This is a genomic window from Gammaproteobacteria bacterium (assembly GCA_041395445.1).
In the GTDB taxonomy this organism is placed as follows: domain Bacteria; phylum Pseudomonadota; class Gammaproteobacteria; order Xanthomonadales; family Marinicellaceae; genus NORP309.
The window spans coordinates 171,456-187,706 of the sequence record JAWLAO010000002.1 but is presented as its reverse complement, the minus strand read 5'-3'; the positions used below and the strand labels follow the sequence as shown (position 1 = coordinate 187,706).

General features: G+C 37.7%; 15 protein-coding genes and 1 pseudogene. 9 read left to right on the top strand and 7 right to left on the bottom strand.

What is annotated here, in order from left to right; translation table 11 throughout:
• Nucleotides 1-5: 5 nt before the first annotated feature.
• The 3 genes and pseudogenes from tyrS (at nucleotide 6) to R3F25_04180 (ending at nucleotide 2,016) form a co-directional block, all read left to right on the top strand.
• A pseudogene (gene tyrS / locus R3F25_04190) lies at nucleotides 6-1,202 on the top strand (tyrosine--tRNA ligase).
• Nucleotides 1,202-1,570, top strand: a complete 369-nt coding sequence (locus tag R3F25_04185; GenBank protein MEZ5496015.1) for a VOC family protein — start codon at nucleotides 1,202-1,204, stop codon at nucleotides 1,568-1,570. The pseudogene tyrS and the gene R3F25_04185 overlap by 1 nt, the downstream one beginning before the upstream one ends.
• Before the next feature lie 14 nt (nucleotides 1,571-1,584).
• The gene (locus tag R3F25_04180) at nucleotides 1,585-2,016 is read left to right on the top strand and encodes a phosphate-starvation-inducible PsiE family protein (GenBank protein MEZ5496014.1); all 432 of its coding nucleotides are present in this window, start codon (nucleotides 1,585-1,587) and stop codon (nucleotides 2,014-2,016) included.
• 47 nt (nucleotides 2,017-2,063) lie between these two features.
• Here R3F25_04180 and R3F25_04175 read toward each other — a convergent pair whose 3' ends face one another.
• From R3F25_04175 to R3F25_04165, 3 genes are read right to left on the bottom strand one after another with little or no spacing between them, the layout of a single operon-like run.
• Nucleotides 2,064-3,200, bottom strand: a complete 1,137-nt coding sequence (locus tag R3F25_04175) for a glycosyltransferase (protein ID MEZ5496013.1) — start codon at nucleotides 3,198-3,200, stop codon at nucleotides 2,064-2,066.
• Nucleotides 3,197-3,562: a DUF2304 domain-containing protein gene (locus tag R3F25_04170; protein ID MEZ5496012.1), complete on the bottom strand. Its 366-nt coding sequence runs from the start codon at nucleotides 3,560-3,562 to the stop codon at nucleotides 3,197-3,199. The genes R3F25_04175 and R3F25_04170 overlap by 4 nt, the downstream gene beginning before the upstream one ends.
• A 1-nt stretch (nucleotide 3,563) precedes the next feature.
• On the bottom strand, nucleotides 3,564-4,256 hold the full coding sequence (locus R3F25_04165) for a glycosyltransferase family 2 protein (protein MEZ5496011.1): 693 nt from the start codon (nucleotides 4,254-4,256) through the stop codon (nucleotides 3,564-3,566).
• Nucleotides 4,257-4,339: 83 nt separating this feature from the next.
• Between R3F25_04165 and R3F25_04160 the strand changes: the two genes are divergently transcribed.
• From R3F25_04160 to R3F25_04150, 3 genes are all read left to right on the top strand, one after another.
• Nucleotides 4,340-5,446: a glycosyltransferase gene (locus R3F25_04160; GenBank protein ID MEZ5496010.1), complete on the top strand. Its 1,107-nt coding sequence runs from the start codon at nucleotides 4,340-4,342 to the stop codon at nucleotides 5,444-5,446.
• 161 nt (nucleotides 5,447-5,607) lie between these two features.
• Complete coding sequence (locus tag R3F25_04155; protein ID MEZ5496009.1) at nucleotides 5,608-6,123, top strand: DUF2975 domain-containing protein; 516 nt, start codon at nucleotides 5,608-5,610, stop codon at nucleotides 6,121-6,123.
• A 2-nt stretch (nucleotides 6,124-6,125) separates the two neighbouring features.
• A complete protein-coding gene (locus tag R3F25_04150) occupies nucleotides 6,126-6,332 on the top strand; it encodes a helix-turn-helix transcriptional regulator (GenBank protein MEZ5496008.1) in 207 nt (68 codons plus the stop codon).
• 264 nt (nucleotides 6,333-6,596) lie between these two features.
• On the opposite strand, the gene trxB is transcribed toward R3F25_04150, so the two are convergent.
• Nucleotides 6,597-7,547, bottom strand: coding sequence for a thioredoxin-disulfide reductase (gene trxB, locus R3F25_04145; protein MEZ5496007.1), 951 nt, complete (start codon nucleotides 7,545-7,547; stop codon nucleotides 6,597-6,599).
• 231 nt (nucleotides 7,548-7,778) lie between these two features.
• Between trxB and dnaK the strand changes: the two genes are divergently transcribed.
• The 3 genes from dnaK (at nucleotide 7,779) to dapB (ending at nucleotide 11,641) form a co-directional block, all read left to right on the top strand.
• Nucleotides 7,779-9,692, top strand: coding sequence for a molecular chaperone DnaK (gene dnaK, locus R3F25_04140; GenBank protein MEZ5496006.1), 1,914 nt, complete (start codon nucleotides 7,779-7,781; stop codon nucleotides 9,690-9,692).
• A 108-nt stretch (nucleotides 9,693-9,800) separates the two neighbouring features.
• Entirely contained in the window at nucleotides 9,801-10,916 is a 1,116-nt protein-coding gene (gene dnaJ, locus R3F25_04135) for a molecular chaperone DnaJ (GenBank protein MEZ5496005.1), read from the top strand.
• Nucleotides 10,916-11,641 carry a 4-hydroxy-tetrahydrodipicolinate reductase gene (gene dapB, locus R3F25_04130; protein MEZ5496004.1) on the top strand — a complete coding sequence of 242 codons (726 nt, stop codon included), beginning with the start codon at nucleotides 10,916-10,918 and terminating at the stop codon, nucleotides 11,639-11,641. Before dnaJ ends, dapB begins: the two co-directional genes overlap by 1 nt.
• Nucleotides 11,642-11,652: 11 nt before the next feature.
• Here the strand turns inward: dapB and R3F25_04125 are convergent, their stop codons facing one another.
• From R3F25_04125 to R3F25_04115, 3 genes are all read right to left on the bottom strand, one after another.
• A complete protein-coding gene (locus tag R3F25_04125; GenBank protein MEZ5496003.1) occupies nucleotides 11,653-14,313 on the bottom strand; it encodes a TonB-dependent receptor plug domain-containing protein in 2,661 nt (886 codons plus the stop codon).
• Nucleotides 14,314-14,440: 127 nt separating this feature from the next.
• Complete coding sequence (locus tag R3F25_04120; protein MEZ5496002.1) at nucleotides 14,441-15,664, bottom strand: threonine/serine exporter family protein; 1,224 nt, start codon at nucleotides 15,662-15,664, stop codon at nucleotides 14,441-14,443.
• Nucleotides 15,661-16,230, bottom strand: coding sequence for a protein-methionine-sulfoxide reductase heme-binding subunit MsrQ (locus tag R3F25_04115; GenBank protein ID MEZ5496001.1), 570 nt, complete (start codon nucleotides 16,228-16,230; stop codon nucleotides 15,661-15,663). Before R3F25_04115 ends, R3F25_04120 begins: the two co-directional genes overlap by 4 nt.
• Nucleotides 16,231-16,251 lie beyond the last annotated feature (21 nt).

Here is a 16,251-nt window from a genome sequence, read left to right as displayed (position 1 = left end):
AACAAATGTCACTACAAGACTCTCTGGATTTGTTAACTCGTGGTACCGAAGACGTCATCAAACTCGAAGAACTGGAAAAAAAATTAAAAAAAGGCAAACCTTTACACGTTAAAGCTGGATTTGATCCAACAGCTCCTGACCTGCATTTAGGACATACAGTTTTAATCAACAAAATGGCTCAATTTCAACAATTGGGACATGATGTGACATTTTTGATAGGTGATTTCACCGGAATGATTGGCGACCCAACGGGTAAAAACGTCACTCGCAAAATTCTCACCAGAGAAGAAGTCAACGAAAACGCACAAACGTATAAAGAACAAATCTTTAAAATCCTTGATAAAGAAAAAACCAAAGTCGCTTTTAATTCTGAATGGATGACCAAACTGGGCTCTGCCGGAATGATTGACTTGGCATCACGTTATACCGTCGCCAGAATGCTGGAACGTGATGATTTTTCTAAAAGATTCGGCAGCCAACAGCCCATTGCAATTCATGAATTTATGTATCCGTGAGTTCAGGGCTATGACTCTGTTGCCATGAAAGCGGATGTGGAATTAGGTGGCACAGACCAAACCTTTAATCTGTTGATGGGCAGAAGTTTGCAATCTCAGTTCGGACAAGAGCAACAAGTTGTGATAACTATGCCATTGCTTGAGGGATTGGATGGCGTGCAAAAAATGTCCAAGTCTCTGGGGAATTATATCGGTATTGAAGACGCACCAAGTGATATGTTCGGTAAAATCATGTCAATTTCTGACGAACTGATGTGGCGTTATTTTGATTTACTGAGCTTTAAATCCAATGCTGAAATTGAGAAAATGAAGCAGGAAATGCAGGACGGAAGAAATCCAAGAGATATTAAGTTTATTCTCGGTGTTGAAATTGTTGAACGATTTCATGGCAATCAATCCGCTCAGGAGGCATTGCAAGCCTTTAAAAATCAATTCCAAAAAGGAGCTATTCCTGACGATATTCCTGAATTAGAAATTACAGCAGAGAATGGTGAAATTGGCTTACCACTGTTATTGAAAGAGGCTGGATTATGTGCCAGTACATCCGATGCAATGCGTATGATTAAACAAAATGCTGTGAGTATAAACGGTGAAAAAGTTACTGATTCCAAACAACAAATTCAATCCGGAACTCAGGCTGTTTTTCAGGTTGGTAAGAGAAAGTTCGCAAAAATTGAGGTGAAATAATGATTAAGGTTCGAGGTATTGGTGGTGTTTTCTTTAAATGTGAAAACCCGGAAGAACTCAAACAATGGTATAACAAATACCTTGGTTTCAATCTGGATGAATACGGCTGCACAACATTTAACCCAACGGAGCTTCCTGAAAAAGCCTATGGTGTTTGGAGTCCTTTTAAAGCGGATACCGACTATCTCAAACCATCAAACCGTGGATTTATGATTAATCTAATCGTCGATGATGTCAAACAAGCCTTGGAACAAGTCAAACAAGGTGGAGCAGAAGTCATTGACGATGTTGTTGATGAAGAGTACGGCGTTTTTGGCTGGTTTATAGACCCTGCCGGTGTTAAGATAGAGTTGTGGACACCAAAATAAACATTAAATAACTTATGAAACATTACATTATGCGAGTTAAAGACAGTCACCCTTTTAAAAAATTTTTAACAATAATTGAAGTTTGTGGTTTATTAATTGTTGCTATCGCAACAGTAATAGCAATTGGACAGGAAGTCTATGTTATTTATAAACAAGGTAAAGTACAACTAGGTGATTTGCTTCTGCTATTTATTTATTTAGAGGTGATTACAATGGTTGGCATATACTACGAGAAAAATATGTTGCCGGTTCGTTTTCCGGTTTACATAGCTATTGTTGCACTTGCTCGGCATATTATACTAGGTTCAAATGAAGTTCATTCATGGGAGATGCTAGGAGTTGGGGTCACTTTATTAGTATTAGCTCTAGCAGTATTTTTAATCCGGCTTGGACATGTCAAATTTCCCTATGATGAAGAATATCATAAAAAACAACAAGAAGAGTAAATTTGAATGCAACACCTTCTTTTTTCATTTCTAAAAAGGGAACAGACTTAGTTTTTGAACAATTCCAGATAAACTTCATCAATTTCTTTAGCACAGCTTTCGATACTGAAAGTTTTGTGAAATTTATCTCTGTCCAACTCAACATTGACAGACGAACCCTTAATTTTCTCTACCAAATCATTGGCATTATTACAATCAAAGGTTTCGCCCAATTCAGTTTGAGAAGCAATCCATTTCATACCTGATCCGGGCAAATCGCTCACCAGAATTCTTTTATTCATAGCAAGTGCTTCAAGCAAAACCATTCCGTAGGATTCCGCACGGTCATTGGATGGCAGGCAGAAAGCATCACAAGTTTTCAACAAAGCATTGAGCTGTTGATTACTTAAATTCCCTGTTAATTCGACATTTGATAAGTTGTTTTCTTTAATAATTTTTTGCAACTTTTTTTCTAGTTGTCCGCTTCCTGTGATGATAAATTTAGCCTCGGGAAGAAGTTTAGCAGCTTCCAATAATAACTTTTGGTTTTTATAAAAGGTTAAACGACCAATATGATAGATTTTATAACTTGCATTAGCCCAAAGGGTATTTGCCCAGTTCAGATGAGCCTGCTTGATTTCTGGTAGATTCAATTTAAGCCCTAGAGGTATGAAAACACATTTTTCGGGGAATTTTTTTAATGCCGACGAATAATTAAAATATTCCTGCGTGCTTGCAATCACTTTACTAGACTGTTTAAGCAACATTTTCTCTAATGGCTTAAAAAAGAAATAAGCCAGTTTCAATAAAATTGAAGATTTTGCTGTAACCATATCTGACTGCCATTGAATCACCCACGGAATTGATTTTGCTTTTCGGCTCAATAACAAAAATAATGCCGAAGGGTTCGGCCAGGAAATATGTATCGCATCAATTTGATGTTGCTCAATAATATTTTCAACGGTTCTTTTCATACCAAACATGATTGGAGCGAAAAGAATTGGTTTGAGTGTTTTATTACGCATCACCTTAACTGAATTAATAGTTTCTTCAGTTGTATTTGAAAACAGTTTCGAAAATTGATGATTATGAGCCAGAACGGTTACATCATGACTTTTCGCTTGTTGTTCTGCCAAATCCCTCAGGTAAACTTCCATTCCTCCGTGAAAAGGCGGATAGTATTTACCAATGTGCAGAATTTTCATGAATCCTTGTCGATTAATTTTTTATCTTTCAGAGCTTTTTCAAGAATAGCAATTTTTTGTGTAAGGCGACGAATCTTCTTTTCCTGCATGGTTCTTTGTAAATCCAGTCCGAGCATTTTTAGCAAAATAATGGATACCGCTAACACCAGCAATAAAGTTGGTGGATAATTTATTCCTGCAAATTGTGCAACTCGATCTACAATAGATGGGAAAATTGCAAGAATCATCGCAAGACTGGCTACACTCAACCACCAGATTGCAAAAGGACCGTGCAGATGATTTTTTCTAACCATATAAAATATAGTCAAAGCCAATGCTGCACCAATAATCAGTGTTGTAATATTTGCAGTTGTGAAATTCATATTATTTTCTCAGGCTTCTCAATCGAACCGTGCCTGTTTTGGCAATGCAAAGCATTGTAGTTTGTATCATGTATCTGAAAACCATCCACCATGAATAAAATATTTTGGATTTTCCGTTCTTTCGTTCAGTCATGGGAACTTCAACTTCAGTAATCACCATTCCCGACTTATGCAACAATAACAGAACGCCAACATCCTGATAATCCAAAATCGTCGCTGCTGATGAAGACAGAACTTTCATTGCTTTTCGGTCATAAATTCTATAACCGGAGGTTAAATCTTCAATTTTAAGATTTGTCAGAAGTTTAAAAAATCTCCAGGCAATTCGTTTTGCCTTACTCAATCTTTTGGTATATGTGCCAATAACCACATTGGATTGATCCGATTGAAGGGTATCTATCAACCTGTTAATTCCTTCGCTCATGTGTTGACCATCGGCGTCCATTGTTATCACACTATCATAACCATTTCTTAAAGCGTATTTAATTCCGGTTTGAGTCGCGCCCCATGCTCCAAGCTGAATCGGCAAAGTAATCAGTCCGGCTCCAAGACGATTAACAATTTGAGCTGTTGTATCGGTCGAGCAATCATTAACCACAAGAATATCGTTGAATCCATCCTGTTTTAACTGTTCAATAACCGCACCAATACTGGTTTCTTCATTGAAAGCAGGAATAACTATTAACGAATTCATATTTTACAGATTTGACAACGAGTCATAATTTTATACAATGCACCGCTAAACTGCAAACTTGTGCTTCGAGGACGGTTAATTAATTGAAAAATCCAGCTCCAACTCAAATCAATCAAAAATCTATCGTCCTGCACGATATGTTTGATATTAAAGGAGGTGGAGAGAGGCTTGTCATTACTTTGACCAATGCGATTCAGGCTGACTTATGTTACGGCAAACATTCCAACAACAGCTTTCCCCTGGATATACTCCATCCTGACTTGATTCAATATAACTTAAACCTTAACAATAACTTACCCGGAATTCGTTCCATCTTTCTGGCACGTTTGTTTCAGAACAAAACACAATTTTTAAAAAATTATCAAAATGCGATTTATAGTGGTGTCACCGCCCCTTTAGCGGTGAAGAATCACCCAAACGGAAAGAATTTATTTTATTGTCACACTCCGCCACGATTTATATATGACAAATTCGATTATTATCAAAAGCAGTTTCCGTTATCTCATAGAATCGCTTTGAATTTGCTCATAAAATGGTTAAAACCAAGATATGAACAAGCAGTGAACCAGATGGATGTGATTTTTGCCAATTCTAAATTTGTACAACAACGCATTCAAAAATATCTCAACAAAGACTCAATTGTTGTGCATCCTCCATGCGATACCGAAAAGTTTTATTTTTCCACACCTCAGGATTATTACCTGTCAACAGGAAGATTGGACAGTCTGAAACGCATAGATAAAATCATTGAAGCATTCAAACAAATGCCAAAGAAAAAACTGGTTATATGTTCCAGCGGAGCTGAAGAAAATAAACTCAGACAACTGGCAAAAGGTTATAGTAATATTCGCTTCACCGGACCCATTTCGGACAATAAGCTCAAACGCATCATTGCTAACTCGATTGCAACAATCTACATTCCTGAAGATGAAGACTTTGGTATATCTCCGGTCGAATCCATGGCAGCCGGCAAACCCGTCATTTGCAGCGGAATCGGCGGACCTACCGAAACCATCGTTAACGGTGAAAACGGGCTTTACATTGATGAAGAAAATATTGTTGAGAGCCTGATTGACTGTGTCAATAAACTCGACATCAATACCGCCATAAAAATGCAAAAAGCATGCGAAGGCCGAGCTGAATTGTTCAATGAGAAGAAGTTTATTGAAGGAATTTCTCAGTATTTGTAAAAGCGTGCATGTTTGTTACCGCTAAGTTTATTCCATCCCAATTTGTGTTATTTGTTATTCTCTATTATTTTTTTACCAAAAATTATTTCTGTTTTTCATATTTTATTTATTGTTTTTCAATAAATTTATATCTATAATCAGCAATTTTTAAGAGAAACAAAATGAAAACACAAACAATTCTCAGTATTATGCATTTTTTAGCTTGGTTTGTATTTATTGCATTACTCATCAAGGCAGGTGCTATTCTAACCACATATATAATCAGTTGGTTTAACGACATAGCAGCAGAGAAAATGTATTTCGACTTAGACCTATCCATGTATAAAGCCTACAGCTCAATCCACTATTCTTTCATTGTATTCAATAAAGTTGTTTTGATTATTGCTCAAGCTTATGTTGCTTTATTGATGACTGATTTGTTGAAAGGTTTCAATTTAACAAATCCATTTAATAATTCAACTGTCCGCTTAATGGAGAAAATTTGCTTTTCCATCTTGGTTATTTGGGCATTGTCTATCTTACACAATGCTTACTTAAAAGCTCTGGAAAACGCCATAGGAATAAGCGCTGAATACCTCGATGGATCTTATCTATTGTGGTCAGCTCTGGTTTATGTATTGGCTCAGGTGTTCAAAAGAGGTGTTGAAATTCAAACTGAAAACCAATATACCATATAACCATGCCAGTTATTATTAACCTCGATGTGATGATGGCAAAACGAAAAATGTCATTGAATGAGTTGTCCGAAAAAGTGGGAATCACTTTATCGAACCTCTCAATTTTAAAAACAGGCAAAGCCAAAGCGATCAGATTCAGTACTCTGGAATTAATATGTGAAGTCTTGGAATGTCAACCCGGGGATTTGTTGGAGTATAGGAAATCTTAAACAATTAGTGTACTTTTGCTCTCTGGCAAGGCGTTTTTAGCACAGAATGTGAGCATATGTTCAAATATGTGACCATTCGAGTACAACTATAACGCCGCTATGGAAATTAAAATTAACACTTATAATGCGTCTAAATATTTTAGTTCATTAGGGGTAATATGATTACATCAGAACAAGGTATTATAGCGCGCAAGATGTGAGCATATGGTTAATATGTGACCATCTGAGCACTATAATACTGCAGTTATGGTGTGAGCAGATTGTTCATAATGAATCTAAAAATCGTTCGGCATCGAGCGCCGCCATACACCCCGTCCCTGCTGAAGTAATAGCCTGACGATAAATATGATCCGAAACATCACCGGCGGCATAAACACCTTCTACAGAGGTCTGTGTGGCATTGCCGTTTTGTCCGCTTTGAACTTTGAGGTAACCATGATTCATTTCCAGTTGTCCTTCAAAAATCTTGGTGTTTGGGCTGTGTCCTATGGCAACGAAAACTCCATCCACTTCAATGTGTCTGATTTCACCGCTGTTTTTGTCTTTCACATTAATGCCAGTAACGCCCATCTTGTCACCAACAACCTCATCCAGATTATTGTTCCAGACAAATTCTATATTGCCGTTGGCTGCTTTTTCTTTAATTCTATCAATCAGAATTTTTTCGGAACGAAGTTCATCCCTACGATGCACAAGATAAACTTTTGAGGCAATATTTGAAAGATACAGAGCCTCTTCAACAGCGGTATTTCCACCACCGATAACCGCTACAGGCTTATCACGATAGAAAAAACCATCGCAAGTGGCACAAGCAGAAACACCTTTGCCTTTGAACGCTTCTTCGGATTCCAGTCCCAAATACTTGGCACTCGCTCCGGTTGCAATAATCAAGGCATCACAACTATAGGTTGCAGAATCCCCTTTCAAAATAAAAGGTTTTTGTTGTAATTCCACAGAATTGATGTAATCAAATATCATTTGAGTGTTAAATTTTTCAGCATGTTTCAACATACGAGCCATCAATTCAGGTCCTTGCATATCATCAGGGTCGCCCGGCCAATTTTCCACTTCTGTCGTCGTCATTAACTGTCCGCCCTGCTCGATTCCGGTAATTACAACCGGATTCAGGTTTGCCCTTGCTGCATAAATTGCTGCCGTATAACCTGCCGGACCGGAACCAATAATAATCAATTTATGATGTTTCACTTCGCTCATAGTATTCTCAAATTTTTAACTTCGGGTATTTTAGCAAATTCTAATATTTTTGCTATTATGATTTATTTATTATTTCATTCGGTTTTGTTAATAATTCCTGCTTTTTTCAGAATTCAAATCAAATTTAGGGTTGAAAAAAAAATCAGCAACCACACATTAGTACCATCTTAGAAAAACAAGCACACTCAAGGGCTTGTTGAACTTAAAAAACTTATTGTAGAGGTCCAGAAAATGTCAAAAATTATAGGAATAGACTTAGGTACTACCAACTCCTGTGTTGCCGTCATGGAAGGCAATAGTGTAAAGGTTATCGAGAACTCTGAAGGTGACAGAACCACTCCTTCAATCGTAGCCTATGCCGATGAAAGTGAAATCCTGGTTGGTAAACCTGCTAAACGTCAGGCTGTAACAAACCCTGAAAATACATTATTTGCAATTAAACGTCTGATTGGTCGTAAATTCAGTGAGGATGTTGTTGCCAAAGATAAGGATTTAGTTCCTTATAAAATCATTGCAGCGGATAACGGTGATGCTTGGGTGGAAGTCAAAGGTAAAAAATTGGCTCCGCAAGAAGTCTCAGCTCGTATCCTGATGAAAATGAAGAAAACTGCTGAGGATTATCTCGGCGAAAAAGTAACCGGAGCTGTTGTAACTGTTCCTGCTTACTTTAATGATTCACAAAGACAAGCGACCAAAGATGCAGGTAAAATTGCCGGTCTTGAAGTCAAACGTATCATCAATGAGCCAACAGCGGCAGCGTTAGCTTATGGCTTGGACAAAAAAGGTGGCGACAAAACCATTGCTGTTTATGACTTAGGTGGCGGAACATTTGACGTTTCCATCATTGAAATTGCTGATATCGACGGTGAGCAACAATTTGAGGTATTAGCAACCAATGGTGATACATTCCTAGGTGGTGAAGACTTTGACAAACGCATCATTGATTACATTGTTGAAGAATTCAGAAAAGACCAGGGAGTTAATCTTAAAAACGATCCTATGGCTTTACAACGCCTGAAGGAAGCTGCTGAAAATGCAAAAATCGAATTGTCTTCTGCGGAACAAACAGAAATCAATTTACCATACATCACAGCCGATGCTTCCGGTCCTAAACACTTGAACATGAAAATGACTCGTTCAAAACTGGAATCTTTGGTTGATGATTTGATTCAACGCACAATTGAGCCATGTAAAACAGCTCTGAAAGATTCCGGAATCAGCGTTTCAGAAGTCAGCGATGTGATTTTGGTAGGTGGACAAACCCGTATGCCGAAAGTGCAAAAGGTTGTTGCTGACTATTTTGGCAAAGAGCCTCGTAAAGATGTTAATCCGGATGAAGCCGTTGCTATGGGAGCTGCGATTCAAGCTGGTGTTCTTTCCGGTGATGTGAAAGATGTGTTATTGTTAGACGTAACTCCATTATCATTGGGTATCGAAACTATGGGTGGTGTGATGACTAAGCTGATTGATAAAAACACAACGATTCCAACTAAGGCATCGCAAGTTTTCTCAACGGCTGAAGACAATCAATCCGCGGTGACTGTTCATGTTTTACAAGGTGAGCGTGAAATCGCATCTGCCAATAAATCTCTGGGTCGTTTTGATTTATCAGGCATCAGCCCTGCTCCGCGCGGAATGCCACAAATTGAAGTGGAATTCGATATTGATTCCAACGGAATCTTGAATGTTTCTGCCAAAGATAAGGCAACAGGTAAAGAGCAACGCATCGAAATCAAAGCCGGTTCCGGTTTATCGGATGAAGAAATCGACCAAATGGTTAAAGATGCTGAGATGCACGCTGAGGAAGATAAAAAATTCCACGAGCTCGTTAAAGCCAGAAATGCCGCTGATGCGATGGTTCACTCAGCAAAAACTATGTTAAACGATAACAAAGATGCGATTAGCGACGCTGAAAGAGCTTCTGTTGAAACTGCAATCACTAAAGTGGAAGATGCAATGAAACAGGATGACAAAGCAGCTATCGAACAAGCGAGTGAAGCTTTGCAACAAGCATTATCACCGGTCATGCAAAAAGCACAAGCTGCAGCACAACAGGCCGGTGCACAAAGTGAAGCTCCTACCAATAATGCAGAAGACGATGATGTTGTAGATGCTGAATTTGAAGAAGTTGACGACAAGAAATGATAACTTTTTCATAAAAAGTTGACTATCAATAAAGCACTTTGTTTCGACCAAGGGCTTTTATATTTCAATATAACTAGAAATAATAGCGAAAAAAGAGTTTAGCTAAAAATGTCACACAGAGATTATTACGAAGTATTGGGCGTTACAAAAACCGTAACCAAAGTGGAATTGAAAAAAGCCTTCAAACGCAAAGCGATGAAGTATCATCCTGACCGAAATTCCGACCCCGAAGCTCATGACAAGTTCAAGGAAGTCAATCGTGCGTATGACACCTTAAAAGACGATCATAAAAGAGCTCGATACGACCAATTTGGTCCTGATGGAGTCAATCAGGGAGCCGGTGGCGGTGGCTTTCATGGCGCTGATGTTGGAGATATTTTTGGTGATATCTTTGGTGATATTTTCGGTGGCAGCGGACGCAGACAACGTCAACAGCGCGGAAGAGATGTTCAGTTTGAAGTAACAGTGGATTTGGAAGAAGCAGTTGCAGGTGTAAATAAGGAAATTAAAATTCCGACATTGACATCTTGTGATACCTGTCATGGAACAGGTTCTAAAGACGGCAAGAAAAAAACTTGCACAACCTGTGATGGTCACGGACAAGTTCGTATGCAACAAGGTATTTTTTCAGTTCAGCAAACCTGTCCGACCTGTAAAGGGCAAGGTCAAATGATTGAGAATCCTTGTAAAAAATGTCATGGTGAAGGTCGCCAGAAAGAAACCAAAACTCTCAACGTCAAAATCCCTGCTGGAGTCGATAATGGTGACAGAATCCGATTATCCGGTGAAGGTGAAGCAGCACCTGCCGGCGGAGTTCCCGGAGATTTATACGTTGATATTCATGTTAATCCTCATGATATCTTTCAACGTGACAACGATGATTTATACACAGCCATGCCAATTGATTTTGCCACCGCAGTTCTTGGCGGTGATTTAAATATTCCAACTCTGGATGGTGAAGTTAAACTGAAAATCCCAGCCGAAACCCAGTCAGGAAAAATGTTTAAAATCAAAGGCAAAGGCGTGAAATCAGTTCGCTCACATCGCACCGGAGATTTGTTCTGCAAAGTGGACGTTGAAACACCGGTAAACCTTACCAATCATCAGAAAAAGCTCATTAAGCAACTGTCCGAATCCATCCAAAAAGGTGGAAACAAACATAACCCTAAAGAAAAAGGTTGGTTCGACAGCGTGAAAAGTTTTATGGATAAGTTGAAATCTTAATGAAAATTCAAGTCGGAATTGCCGGAGCCAGCGGTCGGATTGGCAAAATACTGTGTGAATTGATTGAGCAAAGTTCAGATTTGGAGCTCAGTTGCGGGTTTGTTTCTGAAAAATCTGAATATGCCAATGATAAATTTAACACAACTTGCGAAAAATCAGATATTTGGATTGATTTTTCCACCCCTGATGCCTTTGAAACAGTCCTTACTCATTGTATTGAAACAAAAACTCCTCTGGTCACAGGAACAACCGGTTTAACCAAAAAACACTTTAAAGATATTGAAAAAGCCGCAGTATACATCCCAATCCTGTGGGCATCCAATTTTTCAATTTCTATCAACTTAATTCAACAAATGCTGACTCGCTACACAAAGCTGGTTGAGACGAATGCTGAAATTACCGAAATACACCATATTCATAAAAAAGATATGCCATCGGGAACGGCAATCACTCTTGCAAGAAGCATCAAACCTCATGGTATTATCAAAAAAGAAACTGAAAACCACTATCAGTTAGAAGATATTAACATTTTTTGTAAACGTGAAGCTGAAATCGCAGGAATCCATAAAATCGAATTAGACAATGACTCAGAACAAATAACGATCGAGCACTCAGCTAAAAACCCAAAAATCTTTGCACAAGGGGCTCTCAATGTGGCTCGCTGGCTTATCAAACAATCCAACGGTCAATATACAATGAGTGAGTATATTGAATCGTTGGATTAGAGTTTAATTGTTTAGAAATCTTTAGAAAACCTCAGCCAGTAATATCGGCCTGTTCCGTTGTAAATATGAGTCAGATAACTGTTGGCATCGGCTGTTGATGATAAAGGCGGTGTTTTATCAAAGACATTTTCAATACCAAGCATGATTTTTGAATCATATTGTTTCCAGTCGTATTCAAAATTGAGATCGTGGAATGTTGTGCCTCCGACATGTCTTCGGTTATTACTGCTATTGATGCTGGAAGCATATGTACACCATTGAAAATCTTCCGGTACAACTCCACCAGGTGCATTAGGATTGTTGGTTGGTACTATAGCTAGGTAATTGGAATCACATTCTTCTTCAAAACCGGAAATATATCGGGCTTGATAATTTATAGAAAAATCTTTGATTTTCATATCAATTGTAAAATTTGTTTTTAATCTGGGTATCTCTCTTTCCACATCATAATCGCCTAATGAATCAGCTAATGTAATTGAATTGATTACATGCTCTCTATTTGCACCTAAATCTCTTTTTATTTCGTTATTTTTGATATATAAATTATTCAATGCAAATATATATTCAGCTGAATCTGTAGAAACTTTATATTTCAGATTGTAACCAATATTGAATACATCGAATGAGCGGATTCCGTTTACAAATGTAGTTACGGCTTCATACGTATATTGATCAATCGGAGTAAACCGATCACAATAAAGAGGTTCTCCTGAATACCTGCAAGATGATCTCAAATAATTTAGCGACTCGAGTGTAACTAAATTATCAGATGATTGTTTTAATAATAAAAAATCCATTTCAAGGCCTTCAGACCATTGTGGTCTGTAATTGATATTTAGACTAAAGTTGTCAAATTTCTCCAAAGACAAATCATCATTACCTCTTGTGGAGAGATAATAGTCTTCATTAACAGGTAAATAATAGCTAATTAAGCCAATGAAGGACTCCTGCATAAATAATTCATACAACTTTGGTTCGTTATTCACTCTTGCATAACCAAGGTCAAATGTCAGCGAGTTTAAAGGCTTGTAACGGAAATGAACGCCTCCTGATAATTCAACATTGGTAAAATCATATTTACTCAGTTTCGCAGAAGTGTATAAATCCAGTTTTTTACTCAAGGGAACATCAAAGTCAGCATAAATTTCACTCACATGATATGAACCATCAAATAAATAATATGGATTAAGCCGACTCGAAATATTTCCATTAATGAGAGCTGCATCCGGCCTGTAATATCCGCTGTGCTTTCTATACTCATAACCCATTTCCAAATCCAAACTTCCAGAAGAAAGTTCTGCCAGAGTTGATGAAGCATGAAATTGAAATGATGTTACTTTAGTATCAGTTTCACTCAACCCTTCATAAGCAATATAATCCAGCATTTCCTGAGTGATTGTTCCCGAACCTCCAAATAGATTGAGAGGAACACAGTCTCCCGTACAATTGTTTCCCAAAGCTGTTAATACCCGTTCAGTATCGACTAATCCACTGAGGTTTTCTGTTTCATTGTTTTTATTAAAAGTTATATTGGCCTTCCATTTCCATCCTTTCCCGAGTTCCGATTGTCCTTGCAATCCTGCTTTATAGAAAAATGTATCAGACTCTTGATTTTCAAACCGATTTCCGAGTTCTACTATTCTTCTATTTATTGAATACAAACGGAAATCCTGACCATAATAAGGGTTATACGGATTCGAACTCCCAATAACAATCACAGGAGAATAATAATTGTAAATAGACATTGGATCAGGTGCCAACATTTGCTCTGATTTCCTTCGGTTAAACAGCAATTCAGCACTGAAAGACAAATCATTTGAAAGCTCGTAATTTCCATTCAAATAGAGGGAGTATTTTTCTTGTGGTGTTAATAAATAATTCTCAGGTGCATAATTGTATCTAAGTTCTCTAGTAAACGGTATCAAATCAGGATCATTGGGTTCGTTAAATCCATTCGTTCCTGTTAATGTTGTAACTGAACTATAATACTCACCTGTGATGGGATCTACAAATTGAAAGCTTCCTTGAGGGGTGATTATACTGCCCAAATTTACACCTGTTCCGTAAACAGGCAAAGCTGATATTTTTCTATCTCGAGCAAAAATAGGCTTACTATTAGAAAATTCAGAAATGATATTCACTCTTCCCTTTTCTGACTCATTTCCATAATTGATACTGTAATTCTGACTTTCTGCATCACCTCTTTCAGACAGGCCGTAATAGGTATCTATACTCAAGCCATTCAATGAATTTTCAGTAATAATATTGATTACTCCAGTTGCTCCACCGGTTACAAACTGCCCTTTGTTATTCACCAAATGTATTTCGACACGCTCAATAATTGATATTGGAATATTGGTAAAATCAAATGTACCATATACAGTTTTTTTTAGCCTGCTGCCATTAAGCAACACTAATAAATCACCACCGAAACCCAAGTTGTTAAAAGTGACAGTCACCGAACCATCACCACCGTTAGTAAAACGATTCCTGGAATCCCCGTTCGCAATCACCATTTCATTCAGAGCTTCTCCTAAGCCGTTATAACCGCTTTTCAGGATTTGCTCTTTTGTAATAACATAGTCAGGTTCTGTTGACTTCAATACATTTCCATCAACGGATACAGAAAAAATAAAAAATACAGTCAAAAAAATGAAATTAGATAATCTCATATCAATTCTCCCAAAGTCAAAATAACAGCTCTTAAAGCTATCTTAATTTTATGTAACTGAACCGAAACTGAACAAATAAAATTTTAGATAATCGCTATATCTTCAACTTACAAAATATCTATAAAATTTATAACGCTCTTCTAATTGGTACAAACAAATTCCCTGCTATCAAACCAATCGCCAATGCAACGGCAATTAAAAGTGCGGAAAACGCTGTTTGGATGCCGTCGATGGTTTGATTATCAAGCATAGCTTCCAGTGATTTGAAACCAATACTTCCCGGGACTAATAGCATCACACCCGGTATATGCATAATTGATGCCGGTTTTTTGCTAATCAGGGAAAATATGTTTCCTGCAATGGAAACACAAAGTACCGCGACAAATGATGAAAAAGGTGACTCGAGCCAATATCCGGCATAGCGTGAGCCCATAATTGCTATGGTTGCTGTTAATAATATCCAGATGAAATCCACATACTTTGCATTGAATAAAATCGTAAACGCTAAACTGATGATAATTATTGAGAGATAGACAAACCAATTGGGGACGGATTCGAGTTTATGAACTTCAACCGAACCGAAAACTTTGATTACAATCATAAAACCTAATGCCAAACCAAATGATAGCAATAGAAAAGTCGTTACCGCACCAGCCATTCGGGCACTTCCGGAAACTAAATGTCCTGTGGATAATTCTCTAATAGCGATGGTAATTCCCAATCCCGGAACAAGTATAATCAAGCCTGAAAGTGAAACAATAAAATGATCGATGGTTTGATAATAATGACTGATTGTCATTGAGGTCAAACCAACAGCTGTTGCCGCTATTGGCGTGTATAACAACGCCAAATGTTTATGTTTGGTACTGAAAAGAACTATAGTTGCCGTCATTAATCCCATAAGAAATGCAACCAGAACATCCATCCAGCTTCCTTGAAACAACCCTGCCAAACTGGCTGATGCCATGCCAATTGCGAATGCAATCATCGTCGTGTTGTAACGAGGTTTTTTCTTTGATATCGTGTTAATTTCCTCGTAGGCATCGACAATATCAATTTCATCATTGTGTAGTCGCTCAATAACATGATTCAACTCACTGAGTTTTTCTAAGTCGACATCCTTGGGAGTTGTTCGAACCATGTAAGTTCGTTGGACTTCTTCATCTCCAAGAGTTGCAAATAATGCAGTTGGCATGGCAAAAAAATTGCCTTCCATCTGAAATTTTTCCAGCAAAACTTCCATTGAGCTTTCCAAACGGTGAGCCGGAGCTCCTGCTTCTGAAATCGCTTTCGCCATTTTCAACAAAACTTTGGATTGCTTGCGTCTGATATCTCTGGTTAATCGTGTCATGATTTTGAGTATTTAATAAGTCGATAAAACAACAATGCAAAAAACAAACCGGAATAAATTAATGGCTCAACCAAGTCTGCTTTTACCAGCCAAATAAAGTGTAAACATGCCAGAATCGCAATCAGATAAATGCTTTTATGAAGCGTTTTCCATTTTTTACCCAAACGTCTTAACATTCCATTAGTCGAAGTGATTGCCATTGGGACTAATAATAGCCATGCTAAAAAGCCAACGGTAATATAAGGTCTTTTCACAATATCTTCCCACAAATGTCCAAAACGAAAACCCAGATCCAAACCCAGATAGACCAATAAATGCAAAGTTGCATAGAAGAAAACAAATAGCCCAACCATTCGGCGAACTCTTAAAAAGAAGACCTGCTTAAATAGGTTTCTTAAGGGTGTCAATGCCAATGAAAGTAATAATACCCGTATGGTCCAAATTCCGGTGTAATGCAAAATATATTCGATTGGGTCAGCAGTTAAATCCTGAATTTGATATAAATAAACCAAATATATCAATGGCATAAGTAAAATAATAAACAGAGCGAATTTTAAAATTTTCATGCGACTGATTTTATATGAGAA